Here is an 18,004-nt window from a genome sequence, read left to right on the forward strand (position 1 = left end):
AGGCAGACCCGCCGTCGCGCAGGATCGAGGCATGCGGTGTCTCGTGACCGGCGCGACCGGGTACCTCGGCGGACGACTCGTGCCCAGGCTGCTGGCCGAAGGGCACGAGGTCCGCTGCCTCGTGCGTTCCCCTGAGAAGCTGCGCGACGTCCCGTGGGCGGCCGACGTCGAGATCGTGCGCGGAGACGTGCTCGGTGACCTCGACGAGGCCATGCGCGACATCGAGGTCGTGCACTACCTCGTGCACTCGCTGCACGACAAGGACTTCGCCGACGCCGACCGCAAGGCCGCCGAGAACACGGCGAGGGCTGCGGAACGCGCCGGCGTGCAGCGCATCGTCTACCTCGGCGGGCTGCACCCCGAGGGCACCGAACTGTCGCCGCACCTGGCCTCGCGCAAGGAGGTCGGCGACGTCTTCCTGCGGTCACCGGTCCCGGCCGTCGTGCTGCAGGCCGCGGTGATCATCGGGTCGGGGTCGGCGAGCTTCGAGATGCTGCGCTACCTCACCGAACGCCTGCCGGTCATGGTCACGCCGCGGTGGGTGCACAACCGGATCCAGCCGATCGCCGTGCGGGACGTGCTGCGCTACCTGGTCGACGCCACGACGTTGGAGAACCAGAACCGCACGTTCGACATCGGCGGCCCGGACGTGCTGACGTACCTGCAGATGATGCTGCGGTACGCCGAGGTCGCGGGCCTGCCGAGGCGCCGCGTGCTGCCCGTGCCCGTGCTGACGCCGGGCCTGTCCTCGCACTGGGTCAACGTGGTCACGCCCGTGCCGAAGTCGATCGCGAAGCCGTTGATCGAGTCGCTGGTGCACGAAGTGGTGTGCCGCGAGAACGACATCCAGACCCTGCTGCCGGGCGAGAACATCGGCTACGACAAGGCAGTCGAGCTCGCTCTCGACAAGATCCGCGACGCCGACGTCGAGACGCGCTGGTCGGGGGCGTCCCTGCCGGGCGCGCCGAGTGAGCCGCTGCCGAGCGACCCCGACTGGTCCGGCGGGTCCGTCTACGTCGACGAACGGGAGCGGCGGACGACCGCGAGCCCCGACCGGCTGTGGGAGGTCGTCGAGGGCATCGGCGGCGAACGCGGCTGGTACTCGTTCCCGCTGGCCTGGGCGGTGCGCGGCTGGATGGACCGGCTCGCGGGCGGCGTGGGGCTGCGGCGCGGGCGGCGGGACCCGCACCGGTTGAACGTCGGCGAGGCCCTCGACTGGTGGCGCGTGGAGGAGATCGAACGCGGCTCGCTGCTGCGGCTGCGCGCCGAGATGAAGGTGCCCGGCAAGGCCTGGCTGGAGCTTCGAGTGGCGGCGAACGAGGGACACGGGTCCACTTACCGCCAACGTGCCGTGTTCGTGCCCAAAGGGCTCGCCGGCCACCTCTACTGGGCGGCCGTCTACCCCTTCCACGGCATCGTGTTCGGCGGCATGGTGCGCAACATCGCCAATGAAGCTGAGCTGCACAAGAACTTCAGAAAGTCCTGATGGACTGCACAAGCAGCAAAGGGTGAGACTTCCCGCATGAAGGCTCTCGTCAAGGTCGCCGCTGGGCCCGGCCTCGAACTGACCGACGTCCCGGACCCCACCCCCGGACCGACGGACGTGCTGGTCAGGGTGCTGCGCACCGGTATCTGCGGCACCGATCTGCACATCGACTCGTGGGACGACTGGGCCGCCGCCAACATCAAGGCGCCGCTGGTCCTCGGACACGAGTTCGTCGGCGAGGTCGTGGAGATCGGCGCGTCGGTGAGCGGCGTGAAGGTCGGCGACCTGGTCAGCGGCGAGGGCCACCTCGTCTGCGGCACGTGCCGCAACTGCAAGGCCGGCCGCCGCCACCTGTGCGCGAACACGCGCGGCCTCGGCGTGCACTCCAACGGCGCGTTCGCGCAGTACGTCGTGCTGCCCGAGCAGAACGCGTGGGTGCACCGCACTCAGGTCGACCTGGACGTTGCCGCGATCTTCGACCCGTTCGGCAACGCCGTGCACACCGCGTTGAGCTTCCCGGTCATCGGCGAGGACGTGATCATCACGGGCGCCGGTCCGATCGGCATCATGGCCGCCGCCGTCGCCAAGCACGCGGGCGCGCGCAACGTCGTCATCACCGACATCTCCGAGCACCGCCTCGACCTGGCCCGCAAGGTCGGCGTCGACCTCGCCGTGAACGTCTCCGAGAAGACGATCGCCGACGCCCAGCGCGAGCTCGGCATGGCCGAGGGCTTCGACGTCGGCATGGAGATGTCCGGCAAGCCCGTCGCGATGCGCGACATGATCGCGAACATGGCCCACGGCGGCCGCATCGCGATGCTCGGCCTGCCCGCGGACGAGTTCTCCGTCGACTGGAGCAGCGTCGTGCTCAAGATGCTGCACATCAAGGGGATCTACGGCCGCGAGATGTTCGAGACCTGGTACTCGATGACCGTGCTGCTGCAGCGCGGCCTCGACCTCGCGCCGGTGATCACGCACCGGTACGACCACACGCAGCACGCGGAGGCGTTCGCCACCGCGCGCGAAGGCAAGTGCGGCAAGGTCATCCTCGACTGGACGGGAGCCTGATGTACGGCGAGCTGAAGAACGACCTCCTCAAGACCATCGGGGAGATCAGGGAGGCCGGGCTCTACAAGTCCGAACGCGTCATCGCCACCCCGCAGAACGCCAGCGTCAGGGTCGGTTCCGGCGACGACGTGCTCAACTTCTGCGCCAACAACTACCTCGGCCTCGCCGACCACCCCCAGCTGATCGAAGCCGCCAAGAAGGCCTTGGACGACTGGGGCTTCGGCATGGCCTCCGTGCGGTTCATCTGCGGCACGCAGGAGCCGCACAAGGAACTGGAGCGCAAGCTCTCCGAATTCCTCGGCACCGAGGACACGATCCTCTACAGCTCGTGCTTCGACGCGAACGGCGGCCTGTTCGAGACGCTGCTCGGCGCCGAGGACGCGATCATCTCCGACGAGCTGAACCACGCCTCGATCATCGACGGCGTCAGGCTGTCGAAGGCGCGGCGGTTCCGCTACAAGAACCGCGACATGGACGACCTGGAGCGCCAGCTCAAGGACGCCTCCGACGCCCGCTACCGCCTGATCGCGACCGACGGCGTCTTCTCGATGGACGGCTACCTCGCGCCGCTCGACGAGATCTGCGACCTGGCCGAGCGCTACAACGCCCTGGTCATGGTCGACGACTCGCACGCCGTCGGCTTCACCGGCCCGACCGGCCGCGGCACCCCGGAGCTGTTCGGCGTGCAGGACCGCGTCGACATCGTGACCGGCACCCTGGGCAAGGCGCTGGGTGGCGCGTCCGGCGGTTACACGTCCGGGCGTGCGGAGATCATCGAACTGCTGCGCCAGCGCTCGCGCCCGTACCTCTTCTCGAACTCGCTCGCGCCCTCGATCACGGCCGCCGCCATCGCGACTTTGGACATGCTCTCGTCGTCCACCGAGCTGCTCAGCCAGCTGCGGTCGAACACCGAGCTGTTCCGCCGCCGGATGACCGAGGCCGGCTTCGACCTGCTGCCGGGCGAGCACCCGATCATCCCGGTGATGATCGGCGACGCGGCGGAGGCGGCGCGGCTCGCGGACCTGTTGCTTGAGCAGGGCGTGTACGTCATCGGGTTCTCGTACCCGGTGGTGCCGCACGGCAAGGCGCGCATTCGCACGCAGATGTCGGCTTCACACACCACCGAGGACGTCAACCGCGCCGTGGACGCGTTCATCGCCGCACGGGAGAAGATGTAGACGTCGGACTTGTACCGGCTCCAAGAAAGTACTTCTTTCGAGGAAAAACTGGAGCCGGTACGGGTTTCGCTTCTAGTTTCTTCGGCATGCCACGACGAAAGTCCAGTGCGGTCGCCGGCATCCTGATCTGAGGGGACGTTCCGCATGTCGATCTGGCGCAAGAGCTCTCACAGCCCGAACTCCAGTGACTGCGTCGAGGTCGGGCATGGCGTCGGCATCCGGGACAGCAAGGCGCCCGCCGCTCACCTGCCGGTGTCCGCCCAGGCCTGGTCGGCGTTCCTCCGCGATGTGACCCGGGTCACTCCGCTGTAAGAATCGGCTCGCTTCCAGCACTTCCTCGACGTGGAGGACTTCTCGGCTGTCTACCGCGAGTGCTACCCGCGGGTGCTCGCGTATGCCGCGAGCCATGCGGGGCCGAGGCTCGCCGAGGACATCACGAGCGAGACCTTCACGATCGCCTGGCGCAAGTCCGGGCAGATGCCGTCGAACGCGCTGCCGTGGCTGCTCGGCATCGCGCGCAACCTCGTGCGGGCGGCCCACCGGCAGACGACGCACTACGAGCTGACCGACTTCCCGGCTGACGACGACTTCGCGGTGATCGAGCTGCGGGCGGCGTTGTCGAGCCTGTCGGAGGCCGACCAGGAGGTGCTCACGCTCATCGCGTGGCACGGGTTGGCGGCGGCCGAGGCGGCGCAGGTGCTCGGCTGCACGACGGCGACGTTCTTCGTGCGGCTGCACCGGGCTCGGCGGCGTCTGCAGGCTGCTCTCTGGACTCCGAAATTCGACAGCGCGAGGGAGTCATGGAAGACATCCTGAAGGACCTGGCCCAGGCCAAGCCGCCTGCTCCCGAGGTCGACCGCGAGCGGATGGAGCGCGACCTCGCCCGAATCATCACGTTGCCGCGGGAGAGACCGGCACGGAAGCTGCTCGTGCGGCGGTTTGCGCCGTTGGTCGTCATCGCTGCCGTGGTGGTGCTTGCGGTCGTGTTGCTGCCTGCGCCTCCTCAGCCCGTGCAGCCTGCGGCGCCTGCGAAGTGGTGGCACGTGCTCACGCGGAACTGGTCGATGATGGTCGTTGGCGATCCGGCGGATCCGTACGCGGTGTTCATCGACTCCAAGACCGACCGGTGGTCTTCGGGGAACCAGCAGGTCACGGTGTCGCAGAAGGACGGTCATGTGACGCCGTTCTCGTTGGACCGGCAGAACGAGTGGGAGGCAGCGGGCAAGCCCGAGACGGTGCCGCAGGTTGGTGGCGACCACCTGGTGCGGATCGGGCCGATGAAGCCGGCCGTGCAGAAGACCGCGGTGTCCGGGTTCCAGATGTCGTTGCACAGCCAGGTGCGGCTCGAGTCGCTCGACACGTTGCCCACCGACCCGAAGGAGCTGCGCAAGGTGCTGGAGACCGTCGTCGGGTCCGACACCTACCGGGTCGGGTCGCTCGCGATGGAGTTGATGACCGCGAACGTGCGCAGCGACCAGCGGCGGGCGGCGTTCGAGCTGCTCAAGTCGCTCGACGGGGCGAGGTTCCTCGGCGACGTGCAGGTGCGCGAGGGGCGGTCCGGGCTCGGGGTGGTGCTCGCCGCGCCGCCGACGTTCCAGTACAGCGGGGTCGAGACGCGGTTCGTGGTCGACCCCGAGACGTGGCTGCCGGTGAAGAGGAGCGACCTGCTCACCGCGCCGCAGCACGGTCTGCCCGCCGGGGCGCCGATCTCGGAGGAGGAGTACCTCCTGCTGGAAGAGGTGAACTTCGAACCGATCGTGCCGCAGGACGTCCCCGTGAACGCTCCGGTGGAATCCCCCATCATTGTGCGGTGATCGACCCACGACGGTTGCGGGTGCTGCGCGCGCTCGCCGACCACGGCACGGTGACGGCCGCTGCTGCAGCGCTGCACCTCACGCCGTCAGCGGTGTCGCAGCAGCTTGCGGCGTTGGAGTCCGAGGCGGGGCATCCGCTGTTGCTGCGCAAGGGACGGAGGGTTTCCCTCACGCCCGCGGGTGAACTTCTCGTCGTGCACGCCCATGTCGTGGCGGCAGAGCTCGAACGCGCACAGGCCACTTTGGACGCCCTCGCCTCCGGCACGGCGGGCCGGGTGGCGGTCGCGGCGTTCGCGTCGGCGATCACGCAGGTGGTGGCGCCGGCGTTGGCGGCGTTGAAGGAGCGCTCGATCGAACTGTCTGTGCGGGACGCCGAGGGCCACGAGAGCGTGCGGCTGCTGCTCGACGGCGAGATCGACGTCGCGATCACCGAGGAACACCGCACGACCGACCGCCTGACCAGGTTTCCGCTGTACACCGAACCTTTCGACGTCGTGCTGCCTCCGGGACACCGGGTGTCCGCGCCGGTGGACCTCGCGTCGCTGGCCGACGAGGACTGGGTGGTGACGCTGCCCGGCAACCCGCTGCGGGACGTCGTGGAGATGGCGTGTGCCCAAGCCGGGTTCACCCCTCGGATCCGGCACACCGCTGACGACTTCCGCGCGATCGAGGCGCTGGTGGCGGCCGGCGCGGGGGTGGCGTTGGCGCCGCGGAACGCCGTGCGCGGGGTGCCGGTCGCGGGAGACGCGCCGTTGCGACGAGTGGTGGCAGCTGTGCGCCGAGGGTCGGAGGACCACCCGTTGATCAGAGCGGTCCTCGACGAACTGCAGGGCTAGGGCGAGGGGATCGACACGCGCAGCTTGGCCGCGATGCGCGTCAACGCCTGGCGGTCGGCGGCGTCGAGCTGGTCGAACACGACCTGTCGAACCGCGCGCACGTGCGTGGGCGCGGCGGCGGCGACCACCTCGTAGCCCTCGTCGGTGAGTTCGGCGACGGTGTACCGGCCGTCGTCGGGATCGGGCGAACGCACCACCCAGCCGCGCTGCTCGAAGCGCTTGACCACGTTCGACAGCCGCGAGAGCGACCCGTTCGCCAGGTGGGCCAGCTCGCTCATGCGCATGCGGCGGTCCGGCGCCTCGGAGACGTGGCTGAGCACCAGGTAGTCGAACAGGCTCAGCCCCGCCCCCTGCTGCAACGGCGCCTCCAGCCGACCCGGTAGCAACAGCAGCATCGAGACCAGTCCGGTCCAGGCGTCCTTCTCGTCCGCGTTCAGCCACTCCACGTCGCGCAGCGTACTTCACGCTTGAAGTCATGTACTGTTGACTTCAAGCGTGAAGTCATAGGAGGAGAGATGAGCAAGCCGGAGTTCTTCGCCACCCCCGGATACGGCGAGACGCAGCTGGAGAACATGCACTACAGCCAGGCCGTGCGCATCGGCGACCGGGTCGAGATCTCGGGGCAGGGCGGCTGGAGCGACGAGTTCGAGTTCCCCGAGTCGCTCGAGGACGAGATCGTACGGGCGTTCGAGAACGTCGAGCGCACCCTCGCGACCGCCGGTTCGTCGTGGGCCGACGTCGTGCACGTGAACTCGTACCACGTGCTCGGCGACGACTCGTTCGACGACCACAACCGCGTGATGGTCGAGCAGTTCCGGACGCGGATGGGCGAGCGCAAGCCGATCTGGACCGAGAGCGGGGTCACCGCCCTCGGTCACCCGAAGATGCGCATCGAGATCCGCGTGACCGCGGTCGACTAGACGCGGGGGAGGTGGGCGGCGACCTCGGCGAGGGCGTCCAGCGTGTCGTGGTCGACCTGGCCGGTCGCGGTCTCGGCCTCCGCGACGGTCACGGTCCGGCCGTCGCGCTCGCTGCCGTAGCGCAGGCCGGTGAAGCGGATCTCGGCCAGGTCGAGGAGGGTGCTGCCGAGCGGGTGGACGTCACCGCTGCCGTGCCTGTTCATGACGGACTGGAACCTGCGCGCGTCGCCGTCCGACGAAAGCCCGACCCACACCACGGAGATCACCGCGGTGTTGCCGGTGCCGTCGGTCACCGCGAACAGGACCCGGTCCAATGAGGTGCAACGGTTCTGGAGGAAGAACTCGCGCACCTCGCCGAATGACACGGCCACGCATTCGGCTTGTTGCCGGGTGGTGCGTTTCAGCTGTCTCATGCCCAGGCGCTGCCAAGCACCGTCGACATCGCCTTTGCGGGCCGCCTTCTGCCCCTCGGCCTTGCGCGGGCCCAGCCGTAACGACGTCCCGCCCGATCCGACCTCGGTCGGGCCGAGGCCACCGACGGTCGTGGCGCCGCCCGTGCCCGCGGCGACGGTCAGGGCCAGCGCTCCGGCCACCACGACACCGGTGCCCTTCTTGCCCCCGCCGCCGCCGTTCAGCGGGATGACCTTGCCGTTCTTGGTGATGAAGTCAGTCACGCGATCTCAACGCGGGGGCCGTGCCCCCGCGTTGATCACACGATCGAGTGACTAGTGCGGGGCGCGGGCCGCGAGCTTCGCCGAGGCCGGGTCGCCCGCCGCCAGCGCGCCGCGGGCCGCGAGCTGGCAGATGTCCAGGCTGGACGTCGCGAGCCGCGACCCGACGCCCGCGAGCGCCGTGTGGTTCATCGACAGCGACGTCACGCCGAGGCCGATGAGCACGCACGCGAGCAGCGGGTCGGCCGCTGCCTCGCCGCAGACGCCGACCGGCTTGCCGGTGGCGATCGCCGCCTCGCCGACCAGGGCGATCAGGCGCAGGAGTGCGGGCTGCCAGGGGTCGTTCAGGGCCGCGACGCCGCCGAGCTGGCGGTCGGCCGCGAAGACGTACTGGGCCAGGTCGTTGGTGCCGATCGAGATGAAGTCGACGACCTGGAGGATCTCGCGCGCGGACAGGGCCGCGGACGGGACCTCGACCATGACGCCGGCGCGCTGGATGCCGGCGGCGCGGGCTCGTTCGACGAACCACGCGGCCTCGGCGGCGGTCGCGACCATCGGGGCCATGACGGAGACGTCGGCGCCCGACGAGGCTGCGGCGGCCGCGATGGCTTCGAGCTGGCGGTCCAGGATCTCCGGGCGGTCGAACGCTACGCGCAGGCCGCGGACGCCTAGGGCCGGGTTGGGCTCGGGGTCCGGGTTCAGAAACGCCAGCGGCTTGTCCGCGCCCGCGTCGAGGGTGCGCACCACAACGGGTTTGCCCTTAAACGGCGCCAGCACAGCCTCGTAAGCAGCAGTCTGCTCAGCAACGGTCGGTTCCTCAGCTGCGTCCAGGAAGCAGAACTCCGTGCGGAACAGGCCTACGCCCTCCGCACCCGCGGCGGCTGCCGCGGCGGCATCGGCCGGGGAGCCGACGTTGCCGAGAACCTTCACGCGGTGGCCGTCCTTGAGGACGCCGACGCCGTTCCACTCGGCCTTCTTGCCGGTGCCGGCCGCGCGGACCTTGCCGTCGGACTCGCGGACCTGGCCCGTGTCGCCGTCCACGTCGAGCGAGGTGCCCTCGAACGCGAGGATGCCGCGGCACGCGACGACGGCCGGGATGCCGAGCGAACGGGCGAGGATCGCGGTGTGCGAGGTGGGGCCGCCCTCCTCGGTGACCAGGGCGAGGACCTTCGCCGGGTCGAGGCCCGCGGTGTCGGCGGGCGCGAGGTCGCGGGCCACCAGCACGGACGGCGACTCGAGGTCGGGGACGCCGGGCGCGGGCAGGCCGAGGAGTTCGGCAACGACGCGGTCGCGGACGTCCTGGACGTCGCGGGCGCGTTCGGCCATGTAGCCACCGGCGGCCTGGAGTGCGGAGATGAACTTCTGCGCGGCCTCGTGCACGGCACGGGCGGCGGTCAGCGACTGGTCGACGACGAGCTTCTCGGCGGCCTTGATGAGCGACGGGTCGCCCGCCATCGCCGCGGTGGTCTCCAGCACGGAGCGGGCGTCGCCCTCGACCGTCTTCGCGCGCTCCATCAGGCGCTGCGCCACGACCTCCGTCGCGGGACGGATGAGGGAGGCCTCCATCTTCGTGTCCGCTGTTCGCTGACCAGCAGGAGGTTCCGGCAGGGCCTCGGTCACCCTCACCACGGGGCCGGTTGCCCGGCCGCTGCTGACACCGACACCGCTCAGCCGCGCGCTCGACATGGTCTAGACCATACCCTCCTACCGGGAACCCGGGACAGCTCAGTGTGACCAACAGGCGAGCAGAATGCGGGACGACGCGAAGCTCGTCTTCACGGCGTAACACGGATGAAAACAGGGGCAGTGCCCCGATGGGCCGAACAGAGCAGTACGGTGCCTGCCGTGCGCGTTCCGTACGCCCTTGCCGCAGTGCTCCTCGTCGCCGGTTGCTCGACGCCGGAGGACCCCGGACTCGAGATCAGCGTCCCGGCACAGGCAGGCACCATCCAGGCCGCGGTCGACGCGGCGCGCGAGGGCACGACGATCCTGGTGGCGCCCGGTGTCTACCGGGAGTCGGTGCGGGTCGGCACGCGCGGGGTGACGATCAGGGGTGCCCAGCGCGGCAGCGTGATCATCGACGGTGAGGTCAGGCGGGCGGACGGGATCGTGCTGGCCGCGCCGGACGTGTCCGTGCAGAACCTGACGGTCCGCAACCACACGTCTCACGGCGTGCTGATCTCGCAGGTGCAGGGCTTCCGCGTCTCGTACGTGACGGCGAGCAACAACGCGATGGACGGCATCCACGCGTCGGGCGCCCAGCACGGCGTGATCGAGCAGAGCTACGCGAGCGGCAGCACGGACTCCGGCTTCCACGTGGGCCGGTGCCAGGCGTGCGACGTCGTGGTGCGCGGCAACGTCGCCGAACGCAACGCCGTCGGGTACCGGTCGGCTGACGCGTCCGGCCGGATGTTCGTGCTGGGCAACAGGTTCAGCGGCAACCGCGTCGGTCTGAGCTCGGACGCCTCCGCGCAGGACGACGTCGCGCTCGTCGGCAACCTCGTGTCCGACAACGACGAGGCGCTGTCGCCGGCGCGCGAGGGCAGCGCGTTCGGGATCGGCCTGGACATCACGGCGAGGCCGCGCGCCGGGATGTTCCGCAACCTGGTCACCGGCAACCCCGGCGGTGACGTGGTCGTCGGCGATCTGCCGCGCAAGAAGCTCATGGCACCGCCCGGGATCCCGTTCACCCAGGTCGCCGCGCCGCCGTTGCAGCCGGAGATGCCGGACGCGCCGTTGCCGGACAGGGCGCCGGACGTGGAGAAGTACGTGCTGCCGGACGAGGACCTGTTCGACGACCGGGCGGCGGTGCGCGCGTAGGTCAGCCGACCTCGGCCGCGGTCGGGTAGGACGGCTGGGCGCCCGCCTTCGTGACGGACAGCGCGGCGACCTTCGCGGCGTAGCGGGCGGCTTCCACCAGGGCGTCGCCCTCGGCCAGCCGCGCGGAGAGCGCCCCGGCGAACGCGTCACCGGCGCCGGTCGTGTCGACCACCTCGGCGACCTCGATCGACGGCACCTCGACGACGCCCGAAGGCTCCACCACGGCGGCACCGCGCGAGCCCAGCGTGACGATCGCCGACGCCGGGCCGAGGTCGAGCAGGCCTTGCCAGTCCGAGGCGAGCTGCGCGGCCTCGTGCTCGTTCACGATCAGGACCGCGAGCTGCCGCAACGTCTCCGCGGGGAGTTCCGCGACCGGCGACAGGTTCAGCACGGTCCGCACGCCGGCCTCGGCGGCCACGCCGATCGCGTGCACCACCGTCTCCAGCGGCACCTCCAGCGAGCACGTCAGCACGCCCACGCCGTCGAACGACAGACCGTCCACATCGGACTTGAGCACGTCCGAGTTGGCGCCGGGGGAGACGACGATCGAGTTCTCGCCGTCGGGCGTCACGGTGATGTACGCGATCCCGGTCGGCCGCTCGGAGGTCTTCACCAGCGCCGTGCCGACACCGGACGACTCCAGCGACTCGCGCAGCAGCGCGCCGTACCCGTCCCCGCCGAGGGCGCCGACCAGCGAGACTGACGCACCGACGCGGGCGGCGGCCACGGCGGTGTTCGCGCCCTTGCCGCCGGGCAGCACGACGGTGTCGCCGCCGAGCACGGTCTCACCGCCGGCGGGCCGCCTGCCGACCTCGACCACGAGGTCGGCGTTGGCGGACCCGAGAACGAGCAGAGTCTGTGTCACTTGACGAACTCTGCCACGTTCTTCGCGGTGATGACCTTGACCTCGACGTCCACGACCTGCTGAACCGGTTCGCCCTTGGCGGCGTGCACGGCCTGCTCGACGGCCTTGGAACCGAGCAGCTTCGGCTGCTGCGCGACGGTCGCCGCGAGCGTGCCGTCCTGGATCGCCTTCAGGCCGTCCGGCGTGCCGTCGAACCCGACGACCTGCACGTCCTTGCCCGCGCGGGCGCCGAGGGCCTTGATCGCGCCGAGCGCCATCTCGTCGTTCTCGGCGAAGATGCCCTTGAGACCGGGGTGGCCCTGCAGCAGGTTCGTGGTCTCGTTGAGGCCCTTGGCGCGGTCGAAGTCGGCGACGGCCGAGGCGACGACCTTGATGTTGCCGCTGTTCAGACCCTGCTCGAAGCCCTGGCCGCGGTCCCGCGACGCCGACGCGCCCGGGATGCCCTTGAGGTGCGCGACCTCGCCGGAGGTGGCGCGGCCGAGCTCGATGGCCGCGAGGCTGCCGCCCGAGACGTTGTTGGACGCGACCTCGGCCGCGACCTTGCCCTCGACCGCGCGGTCGACCGAGATCAGCGGGATGTTCGCGGTCTCGGCGGCCTTCGCGGCCGGACCGGACTGCTTCGAGTCGACCGGGTTGAGGATGATCGCCTTGACGCCCTGGGTCACCAGCGTCTGCACCTGGTTGATCTGGTTCGTCGCGTCGTTCTGCGCGTCGACCACGGTGAGCTTGGCGCCCAGCTGGTCCGCCATCTCCTGCGCGCCCTGCTGCAGCTCCACGAAGAACGGGTTGTTCAAAGTGGACACAGCGAGGCCGATGGTGAGCTGGCCTCCGGACGCCCCAGTTCCGCTGCACCCGGTCGCCAGCAGAGCAGCGGCACCGAGCGTCAGCGCGATCCGTCGGGTCACCTTCATTGGTGTCTTCCTTACCTGTTGCGGGTTTTCTCAGCGACGGCGAAGTGAGTCGAGCAACGCGGCGAGAGCGATCACCACGCCGATGACGACCTGCTGCCAGAACGGCGGGACCTGCAGCAGGTTGAGGCCGTTGCGCAGGACGGCGAGCACGAGTGCGCCGACCAACGTCCCGGTGGCGCGGCCGACGCCACCGGACAACGACGCACCGCCGATGACGACCGCGGCGATGGCGTCGAGCTCGTAGCCGGCCGCTGCCTGCGGACCGGCGGACCCGAGCCGTCCCGCGAGCACGAGGCCCGCGGCGGCGGCGAACAGGCCGGACAGCGCGTAGATCCAGAGCTTGTTGCGGCGCACGTCGATGCCGCTGAGCTTCGCGGCCTCCTCGTTGCCGCCGATCGCGTACATGCGGCGGCCGAGGTTGGTGCGCGTGAGGATCAGGCCGGTGACGCCGAAGAACGCGAGCATCAGCAGCAGCGGCAACGGCAACATCGGCGCGAGGTTCGAGCCGAGGAACGTGACCACCGCGTCGGTCTCGTGCGGCTGGCCCTCGGAGAACACCAGCGTGAGGCCGCGGGCGACGCTGAGCATGGCGAGCGTGGCGATGAACGGCGGCAGCTTGCCGTAGCTGATCAACGCGCCGTTGACCAGGCCGCACAGCGCGCCGACGACCAGTCCGAGCGGACCGGCGGTGAGCGCGCCGACCATCGCGGCGAGCGCGGCGATGCTGCCGACGCTCAGGTCGATCCCGCCCGCGACCACCACGAACGTCATGCCGAACGCCATGATCGCGATGACCGCGGCCTGCACGCCGACGTTCAGCAGGTTCTGGGCGTTCAGGAACGCCGGCTGCATGACCGCGATGACCAGAGCCAGGATCAGGAGGCCGGCCAGGGCGCCGTTCTCACTGGCGTACTTGCGAATGCTGATCGTGCTCACGCTGGAATCTCCTGCACGGCGAGTGCCATCACCTGGTCTTGGGTCGCGCCCCCGGGCAGCTCACCGGCCACGCGGCCGTGGGCCATGACGACGACGCGGTCGCTCATCCCGATCACCTCGGGCAGGTCGCTGGACACGAGCAGCACGGCCCGGCCCTGCGCGGTCATGCGGTTGATCAGCTCGTAGATCTCGACCTTGGCGCCGACGTCGACGCCGCGGGTCGGTTCGTCGAGGATCAGCACCTTCGGGTCGGCCAGCAGCCACTTGCCGATGACGACCTTCTGCTGGTTGCCGCCCGACAGCTCCTTCACCGGCTGCTCGACGCGGCCCTTGATCCGGAGCTTGCCCGCGATGTCGTGCAGGCGCTGCTGGTCGCGGTCGCCGAGCGTGACGAGCTCGAGGTTGCGGCCGACGGTGGCCGTCAGCACCAGGCCCTGGCCCTTGCGGTCCTCCGGCACGAGACCGAGACCTGCCCTGATGGCGGCCTGGACGTCGTGGCGCGGCAACGGTTTCCCGTCGACCGCGACCGTGCCGCGGTCGTAGCCGTCGACGCCGAACGCGGCGCGCGCGACCTCCGTGCGTCCGGCGCCGACCAGGCCCGCGATGCCGACGACCTCGCCCGCGTGGACCTCGATCGTGATGTCCTCGAACGCACCGCGCCTGGTCAGGCCCTGGATGCTCAGCAACGGCTGGCCGGGGCGTTGCCGGGCGCGCGGGTACTGCTCGTCGATCGGGCGGCCGACCATCAGCTCGATCATGTGCTGGGTGGTGGCCCTGGGACCGAGGACGCCGACGCTGCGGCCGTCGCGCAGGACGGTGATGCGGTCGGCAACGCGCTGGATCTCGTCCAGGTGGTGGGTGATGAAGACGAGGCCGACGCCGTTGTCCCGCAGCTGGGCCATGATCTCCAGCAACCGGTCGGTCTCGGTCTCGGTGAGCACGGCCGTCGGTTCGTCGAGGATCAGCACGCCGGCGTTCTTGTCGAGCGCGCGGGCGATCTCGATCATCTGCTGCTGGGCGATGCCGAGGTCCTTGACCTTGGCGTTCGGGTCGACGGTCAGGCCGACGCGCTCGAGCAGCTCCGGTGCCCTGCGGCGCATCTCCGCGCGGTCGACGAAGCCGAACTTGCGCGGCAGCCGGTTGAGGAACAGGTTCTCGGCGACGGACAGCTCGGGGACGAGCGCCAGCTCCTGGTGGATGACGGCGAGGCTCGCGCGGCCCTCGATCGTGCCGGCGTCGTGGCCGTGGATGCCCGCGAGGACCTTGACCAGCGTGGACTTGCCCGCACCGTTCTCGCCGAGCAGGACGTGCACCTCGCCCGCGTTGATGTCGAGGTCGACGCCGTCCAACGCCTTGGTGGCGCCGAAGTGCTTGGTGATGCCACGGGCCGTGATCAGCGTGGTCACAGTTCTGCCTCCCCGAGGGAGCCGCGAAGCACGAGCTTCGCGGTGAGGCGGACGTCGTCGGGCTGGCGGCCGTCGATCAGGGCGAGGAGGCTGCGCGCGGCGGCCCTGCCCATCTCGACGGTCGGCTGCGCGATGACCGTGATGGGCGGGTCGAGCAGCGGGAACCACGGCTGGTCGTCGAACACCGCGAACGCGATTTCGTGCGGGATCTGCAGGCCGCGGGCCCGGACCTCGCCCAGTGCGCCGAGGCCCATCAGGTTGTCCATCGCGACGAGCGCGGTGGCGCCGTCGTCGAGGAGCCTGGCCGCGGCCTGGCTGCCGCTCTCCTGCCGGAAGTCGCCGTGCACGACCTGCGCGAGGCCGCCAAGCGAGCCCACGAGCACGTCGGTCCGTTCTCTTCCAGTGGAGGTGTTCGGCGGACCCGCGATCACTCCGATGCGGGTGTGGCCGGCGCCGACGAGCCGCCGGGCGAGCGCGGTCAACGCCTCGCTGCCGTCAGCGCGGACGACGGGGCATGTGGCGCCCCGGACCGTCCGGTCGAGCAGGACGACGGGCACGCCGCCTGCGCTCACTTCGCGAACCAGACTCGGGTCGTCGGTCGCGGGGCACAGCAGGAGGCCGTCCACCCGGCGGTCGAGCAGGGTGCGCACGTAGGTGGCCTCCTGCTCGGCGCTCTCGTCGGCGTTCCCGATCACGACGCAGTAGCCGTGTGACCGGGCTTCGTCCTCGACCGCTCGGGCGATCTCGGCGAAGAACGGGTTCAGCAGATCGCTGATGACCAGACCGAGGGTCTGGGTGCTGGTGGTCCTGAGGGATCGCGCGAGGGCGTTGGGCCGGTAGCCGAGCTCCTCGATGGCCGCGAGCACGCGCTCACGGGTCTCGGGAGTCGGTGCGGCATGGCCGTTGAGCACGCGCGACACGGTGGCTGTCGACACGCCCGCGTGCTGCGCGACGTCCTTCATGGTCGTCACGGAGCAGTAGTTAATCGATTACACATGTATCTAGTCAAGCGGATGAGTAGGTGTACGGATGTAACTCGGGGTGCTCTGCCTCACCCTGATCACATGGACGGACAGGATCGCCTCGGGTACGAGCAGCGCCTCGCACTGGAGCTCGCTGCCATCGGGCAGCGGCTCGCGACGATCAGCACGGAGATGCGCGAGCACTCCGCCTCGACCGCGACCGCGGTGATCGAGGCACCCGAGGTGGCGCGGCCCGGTGAGGTGCCACAGCCGCCGGTCACCGCTGTCCCGCCTGTTCCGCAGCAGCCGCCGGCGGTTCCGCAGCAGCCGAACCCGTGGTCGCAGCAGGCCGCCGGACCGGCCCCGGTGCCGCCCGCGCCCGGTCCGCAACTCCCGCCGCCCCCCGCGGCGCAGTTCCCGCCGCCCGGTCCCCAGGTCCCACCGCCCGGCCAGGCGCCGTGGCCCCACCCGCAGCCGCAGTGGGCTCCGCCCCAGCCGCCGCGCGAGTCGTTGTTCGAGAAGCTCGGCAAGGACGGCGCCGGTGCCAAGCTGCTGGCATGGGTCGGTGGCGCGATCACCGTGCTCGGCTTCGTGTTGCTGCTGGTCCTGGCCGTGCAGCGCGGCTGGCTCGGCCCGTTGCCGCGTGTGGTCGGCGGTGCGGTGTTCAGCGGCGCGCTGGTCGGCATCGGCATGTGGCTGCACCGCAACCCGGCCGGTCGCACCGGTGCGATGGCGCTCGCGTTCACCGGTTTCGCCGGGCTCTACCTGGACGTGATCGCGGCGACCAGCCTCTACCACTACCTGCCGGAGAGCGTGGGTCTCGTCATCGGGCTCGCCGTCGCCGCAGCCGGTGTCGTGCTCGCGCTGAAGTGGGAGTCGCAAGCGCTCGCGGTCACCGTCGTCGCAGCGTGCGCGGTGTGCTCGCCGATCATCACCGAGGGCTTCACGGTCCTGCTCGTCGGCTTCCTGCTGGTGCTCAAGATGGCCAGCACGCCCGTCCACATCAAGCGCAACTGGCCCGGTCTCGCCATCGCGGGCGGCTTCCCGCCGATCTTCGCCTCGCTGTTCGCCACCGCCACCGCCATCCCGCGCTCGTACGAGTGGACCGTGGTCGGCGTCGCGGCGGCCACGACCGTCGTCGGCATCGCGGTCGCGCTGCTGACGATCCGCAAGCGCCCGGAGGACGTCGTCGCGGTCGCGCTGGTCTCGGGCTCGGCGCTGCCGTCGCTGTTCGCGACGACGCTGCTGGAGAACCCGGTCAACTCGATCCTCGCCGGCGCGGTCGCGGCCGTGCTGCTGGCGATCTGGATGGTCCCCGACCTGCCGCGCGGGTTCGCGACGGCGGCCGGTGCGACGGGCATGCTCGCGCTGTTCCAGACCACGGTGATCGCGCTCGACGGCAACGTCCGCACGGCGATCGTGCTGGCCGAGGCGGTGCTGCTGGCGTTCCTCGCGGCACGCCTCGACAAGAAGAGCGCGCTGGTGGGCTCGATCGCGTTCGGCGTCGTCGGTTTCATCATGACGATCGGGATCGCCGCGCCGATCACGTGGCTGGTCGAGGAACCTCGGTTCTTCAACGACGTCCAGCCCGGCGACTACGCGGCCGGCCTGGTGACGACCGTCGTGCTGGGCGTCTTCGCCGCGATCCTGCCGTGGGCGGCCCTGAAGATGCAGGTGCTGCGCGAGCCGGCCAAACACCCGTTCCCGTGGATCGTCGCGGCGCTCGTGCTGCTCTACGCGGCGGCCGGGCTGGTGCTGTGCGCGGCGCTGCTCGTCTCGCCGAACGAGACCGGGTTCCTCTTCGGGCACTCGATGGTCACGGTGTCGTGGACGGTGGCCGCGTTGTTCCTGCTGGTCAAGGGGATCAACAACAAGGTGCTGCGGATTTCGGGCCTGATCCTCGTCGGTGCCGCGGTCGCGAAGCTGGTGCTGTTCGACCTGTCCGCGCTCGACGGGATCGCCCGCGTGCTGGCGTTCCTCGGTGCCGGTCTGGTCCTGCTCACCGCGGGCACCCGTTACGCCAAACTGGTGACTTCGGCGAGGAATCCCGAGTCATATGAATCCAAATCAGTGGCTCCGCCCTCTTACTGATCGGGACGGCTCTCGTCCGCACCGCCGTCGTGGACGAGAG

18 protein-coding genes are annotated in these 18,004 nt (G+C 70.3%); 10 read left to right on the plus strand and 8 right to left on the minus strand.

Annotated elements, in window-relative coordinates:
- Positions 1-31: 31 nt before the first annotated feature.
- The 7 genes from ABZX02_RS13515 (at position 32) to ABZX02_RS13545 (ending at position 6,382) form a co-directional block, all read left to right on the plus strand.
- Positions 32-1,486: an SDR family oxidoreductase gene (locus ABZX02_RS13515; RefSeq protein ID WP_355297922.1), complete on the plus strand. Its 1,455-nt coding sequence runs from the start codon at positions 32-34 to the stop codon at positions 1,484-1,486.
- Positions 1,487-1,522: 36 nt separating this feature from the next.
- Positions 1,523-2,554 (plus strand): L-threonine 3-dehydrogenase, encoded by a 1,032-nt coding sequence (tdh, locus tag ABZX02_RS13520; RefSeq protein ID WP_355297924.1) that lies wholly within the window; start codon positions 1,523-1,525, stop codon positions 2,552-2,554.
- Complete coding sequence (locus tag ABZX02_RS13525; RefSeq protein WP_355297926.1) at positions 2,554-3,732, plus strand: glycine C-acetyltransferase; 1,179 nt, start codon at positions 2,554-2,556, stop codon at positions 3,730-3,732. Before tdh ends, ABZX02_RS13525 begins: the two co-directional genes overlap by 1 nt.
- A 144-nt stretch (positions 3,733-3,876) precedes the next feature.
- A complete protein-coding gene (locus ABZX02_RS13530; protein WP_355297928.1) occupies positions 3,877-4,044 on the plus strand; it encodes a DUF397 domain-containing protein in 168 nt (55 codons plus the stop codon).
- 30 nt (positions 4,045-4,074) lie between these two features.
- Positions 4,075-4,548, plus strand: a complete 474-nt coding sequence (locus ABZX02_RS13535) for a sigma-70 family RNA polymerase sigma factor (RefSeq protein WP_355297930.1) — start codon at positions 4,075-4,077, stop codon at positions 4,546-4,548.
- Complete coding sequence (locus ABZX02_RS13540; RefSeq protein ID WP_355297932.1) at positions 4,533-5,546, plus strand: hypothetical protein; 1,014 nt, start codon at positions 4,533-4,535, stop codon at positions 5,544-5,546. Before ABZX02_RS13535 ends, ABZX02_RS13540 begins: the two co-directional genes overlap by 16 nt.
- Complete coding sequence (locus ABZX02_RS13545; protein ID WP_355297934.1) at positions 5,543-6,382, plus strand: LysR family transcriptional regulator; 840 nt, start codon at positions 5,543-5,545, stop codon at positions 6,380-6,382. The genes ABZX02_RS13540 and ABZX02_RS13545 overlap by 4 nt, the downstream gene beginning before the upstream one ends.
- On the opposite strand, the gene ABZX02_RS13550 is transcribed toward ABZX02_RS13545, so the two are convergent.
- A complete protein-coding gene (locus ABZX02_RS13550; RefSeq protein WP_355298403.1) occupies positions 6,379-6,777 on the minus strand; it encodes a MarR family transcriptional regulator in 399 nt (132 codons plus the stop codon). The two genes, ABZX02_RS13545 and ABZX02_RS13550, sit on opposite strands and share 4 nt — an antisense overlap.
- 120 nt (positions 6,778-6,897) lie before the next feature.
- On the opposite strand from ABZX02_RS13550, the gene ABZX02_RS13555 reads away from it, so the two are divergent.
- Positions 6,898-7,302, plus strand: coding sequence for a Rid family hydrolase (locus ABZX02_RS13555; RefSeq protein ID WP_355297936.1), 405 nt, complete (start codon positions 6,898-6,900; stop codon positions 7,300-7,302).
- On the opposite strand, the gene ABZX02_RS13560 is transcribed toward ABZX02_RS13555, so the two are convergent.
- A complete protein-coding gene (locus ABZX02_RS13560; RefSeq protein ID WP_355297938.1) occupies positions 7,299-7,976 on the minus strand; it encodes a hypothetical protein in 678 nt (225 codons plus the stop codon). The genes ABZX02_RS13555 and ABZX02_RS13560 overlap by 4 nt on opposite strands.
- Positions 7,977-8,027: 51 nt before the next feature.
- Positions 8,028-9,659, minus strand: coding sequence for a phosphoenolpyruvate--protein phosphotransferase (ptsP, locus tag ABZX02_RS13565; RefSeq protein WP_355297940.1), 1,632 nt, complete (start codon positions 9,657-9,659; stop codon positions 8,028-8,030).
- 159 nt (positions 9,660-9,818) lie between these two features.
- Between ptsP and ABZX02_RS13570 the strand changes: the two genes are divergently transcribed.
- Entirely contained in the window at positions 9,819-10,793 is a 975-nt protein-coding gene (locus ABZX02_RS13570; protein WP_355297942.1) for a right-handed parallel beta-helix repeat-containing protein, read from the plus strand.
- A 1-nt stretch (position 10,794) separates the two neighbouring features.
- Here the strand turns inward: ABZX02_RS13570 and ABZX02_RS13575 are convergent, their stop codons facing one another.
- Genes ABZX02_RS13575 through ABZX02_RS13595 form a run of 5 tightly spaced genes read right to left on the minus strand, consistent with a single transcriptional unit; the run spans position 10,795 to position 15,873 of the window.
- Positions 10,795-11,658 (minus strand): ribokinase, encoded by an 864-nt coding sequence (locus ABZX02_RS13575; protein ID WP_355297944.1) that lies wholly within the window; start codon positions 11,656-11,658, stop codon positions 10,795-10,797.
- Positions 11,655-12,569: a substrate-binding domain-containing protein gene (locus ABZX02_RS13580; protein ID WP_355297946.1), complete on the minus strand. Its 915-nt coding sequence runs from the start codon at positions 12,567-12,569 to the stop codon at positions 11,655-11,657. The genes ABZX02_RS13575 and ABZX02_RS13580 overlap by 4 nt, the downstream gene beginning before the upstream one ends.
- Positions 12,570-12,599: 30 nt before the next feature.
- Positions 12,600-13,505 (minus strand): ABC transporter permease, encoded by a 906-nt coding sequence (locus ABZX02_RS13585; RefSeq protein ID WP_355297948.1) that lies wholly within the window; start codon positions 13,503-13,505, stop codon positions 12,600-12,602.
- A complete protein-coding gene (locus ABZX02_RS13590) occupies positions 13,502-14,911 on the minus strand; it encodes a sugar ABC transporter ATP-binding protein (protein ID WP_355297950.1) in 1,410 nt (469 codons plus the stop codon). The genes ABZX02_RS13585 and ABZX02_RS13590 overlap by 4 nt, the downstream gene beginning before the upstream one ends.
- Positions 14,908-15,873 (minus strand): LacI family DNA-binding transcriptional regulator, encoded by a 966-nt coding sequence (locus ABZX02_RS13595; RefSeq protein ID WP_355298405.1) that lies wholly within the window; start codon positions 15,871-15,873, stop codon positions 14,908-14,910. Before ABZX02_RS13595 ends, ABZX02_RS13590 begins: the two co-directional genes overlap by 4 nt.
- A 102-nt stretch (positions 15,874-15,975) precedes the next feature.
- Here ABZX02_RS13595 and ABZX02_RS13600 point away from each other — a divergent pair, with 102 nt between their 5' ends.
- Entirely contained in the window at positions 15,976-17,964 is a 1,989-nt protein-coding gene (locus ABZX02_RS13600; protein WP_355297952.1) for a DUF2339 domain-containing protein, read from the plus strand.
- Positions 17,965-18,004: the final 40 nt, after the last annotated feature.

The sequence above is a fragment of the Lentzea sp. NPDC003310 genome, assembly GCF_040610935.1.
Taxonomy (GTDB): domain Bacteria; phylum Actinomycetota; class Actinomycetes; order Mycobacteriales; family Pseudonocardiaceae; genus Lentzea.

What these genes read in the sequence shown, in the direction of transcription:
- ABZX02_RS13540 (WP_355297932.1), top strand. Translation starts at nt 4,533, where the DNA reads ATGGAAGACATCCTGAAGGACCTGGCCCAGGCCAAGCCGCCTGCTCCC.
- tdh (WP_355297924.1), top strand. Translation starts at nt 1,523, where the DNA reads ATGAAGGCTCTCGTCAAGGTCGCCGCTGGGCCCGGCCTCGAACTGACC.
- ABZX02_RS13515 (WP_355297922.1), top strand. Translation starts at nt 32, where the DNA reads ATGCGGTGTCTCGTGACCGGCGCGACCGGGTACCTCGGCGGACGACTC.
- ABZX02_RS13530 (WP_355297928.1), top strand. Translation starts at nt 3,877, where the DNA reads ATGTCGATCTGGCGCAAGAGCTCTCACAGCCCGAACTCCAGTGACTGC.
- ABZX02_RS13555 (WP_355297936.1), top strand. Translation starts at nt 6,898, where the DNA reads ATGAGCAAGCCGGAGTTCTTCGCCACCCCCGGATACGGCGAGACGCAG.
- ABZX02_RS13550 (WP_355298403.1), bottom strand. Translation starts at nt 6,777, where the DNA reads ATGCTGCTGTTGCTACCGGGTCGGCTGGAGGCGCCGTTGCAGCAGGGG.
- ptsP (WP_355297940.1), bottom strand. Translation starts at nt 9,659, where the DNA reads ATGTCGAGCGCGCGGCTGAGCGGTGTCGGTGTCAGCAGCGGCCGGGCA.
- ABZX02_RS13580 (WP_355297946.1), bottom strand. Translation starts at nt 12,569, where the DNA reads ATGAAGGTGACCCGACGGATCGCGCTGACGCTCGGTGCCGCTGCTCTG.
- ABZX02_RS13525 (WP_355297926.1), top strand. Translation starts at nt 2,554, where the DNA reads ATGTACGGCGAGCTGAAGAACGACCTCCTCAAGACCATCGGGGAGATC.
- ABZX02_RS13595 (WP_355298405.1), bottom strand. Translation starts at nt 15,873, where the DNA reads ATGAAGGACGTCGCGCAGCACGCGGGCGTGTCGACAGCCACCGTGTCG.
- ABZX02_RS13600 (WP_355297952.1), top strand. Translation starts at nt 15,976, where the DNA reads ATGGACGGACAGGATCGCCTCGGGTACGAGCAGCGCCTCGCACTGGAG.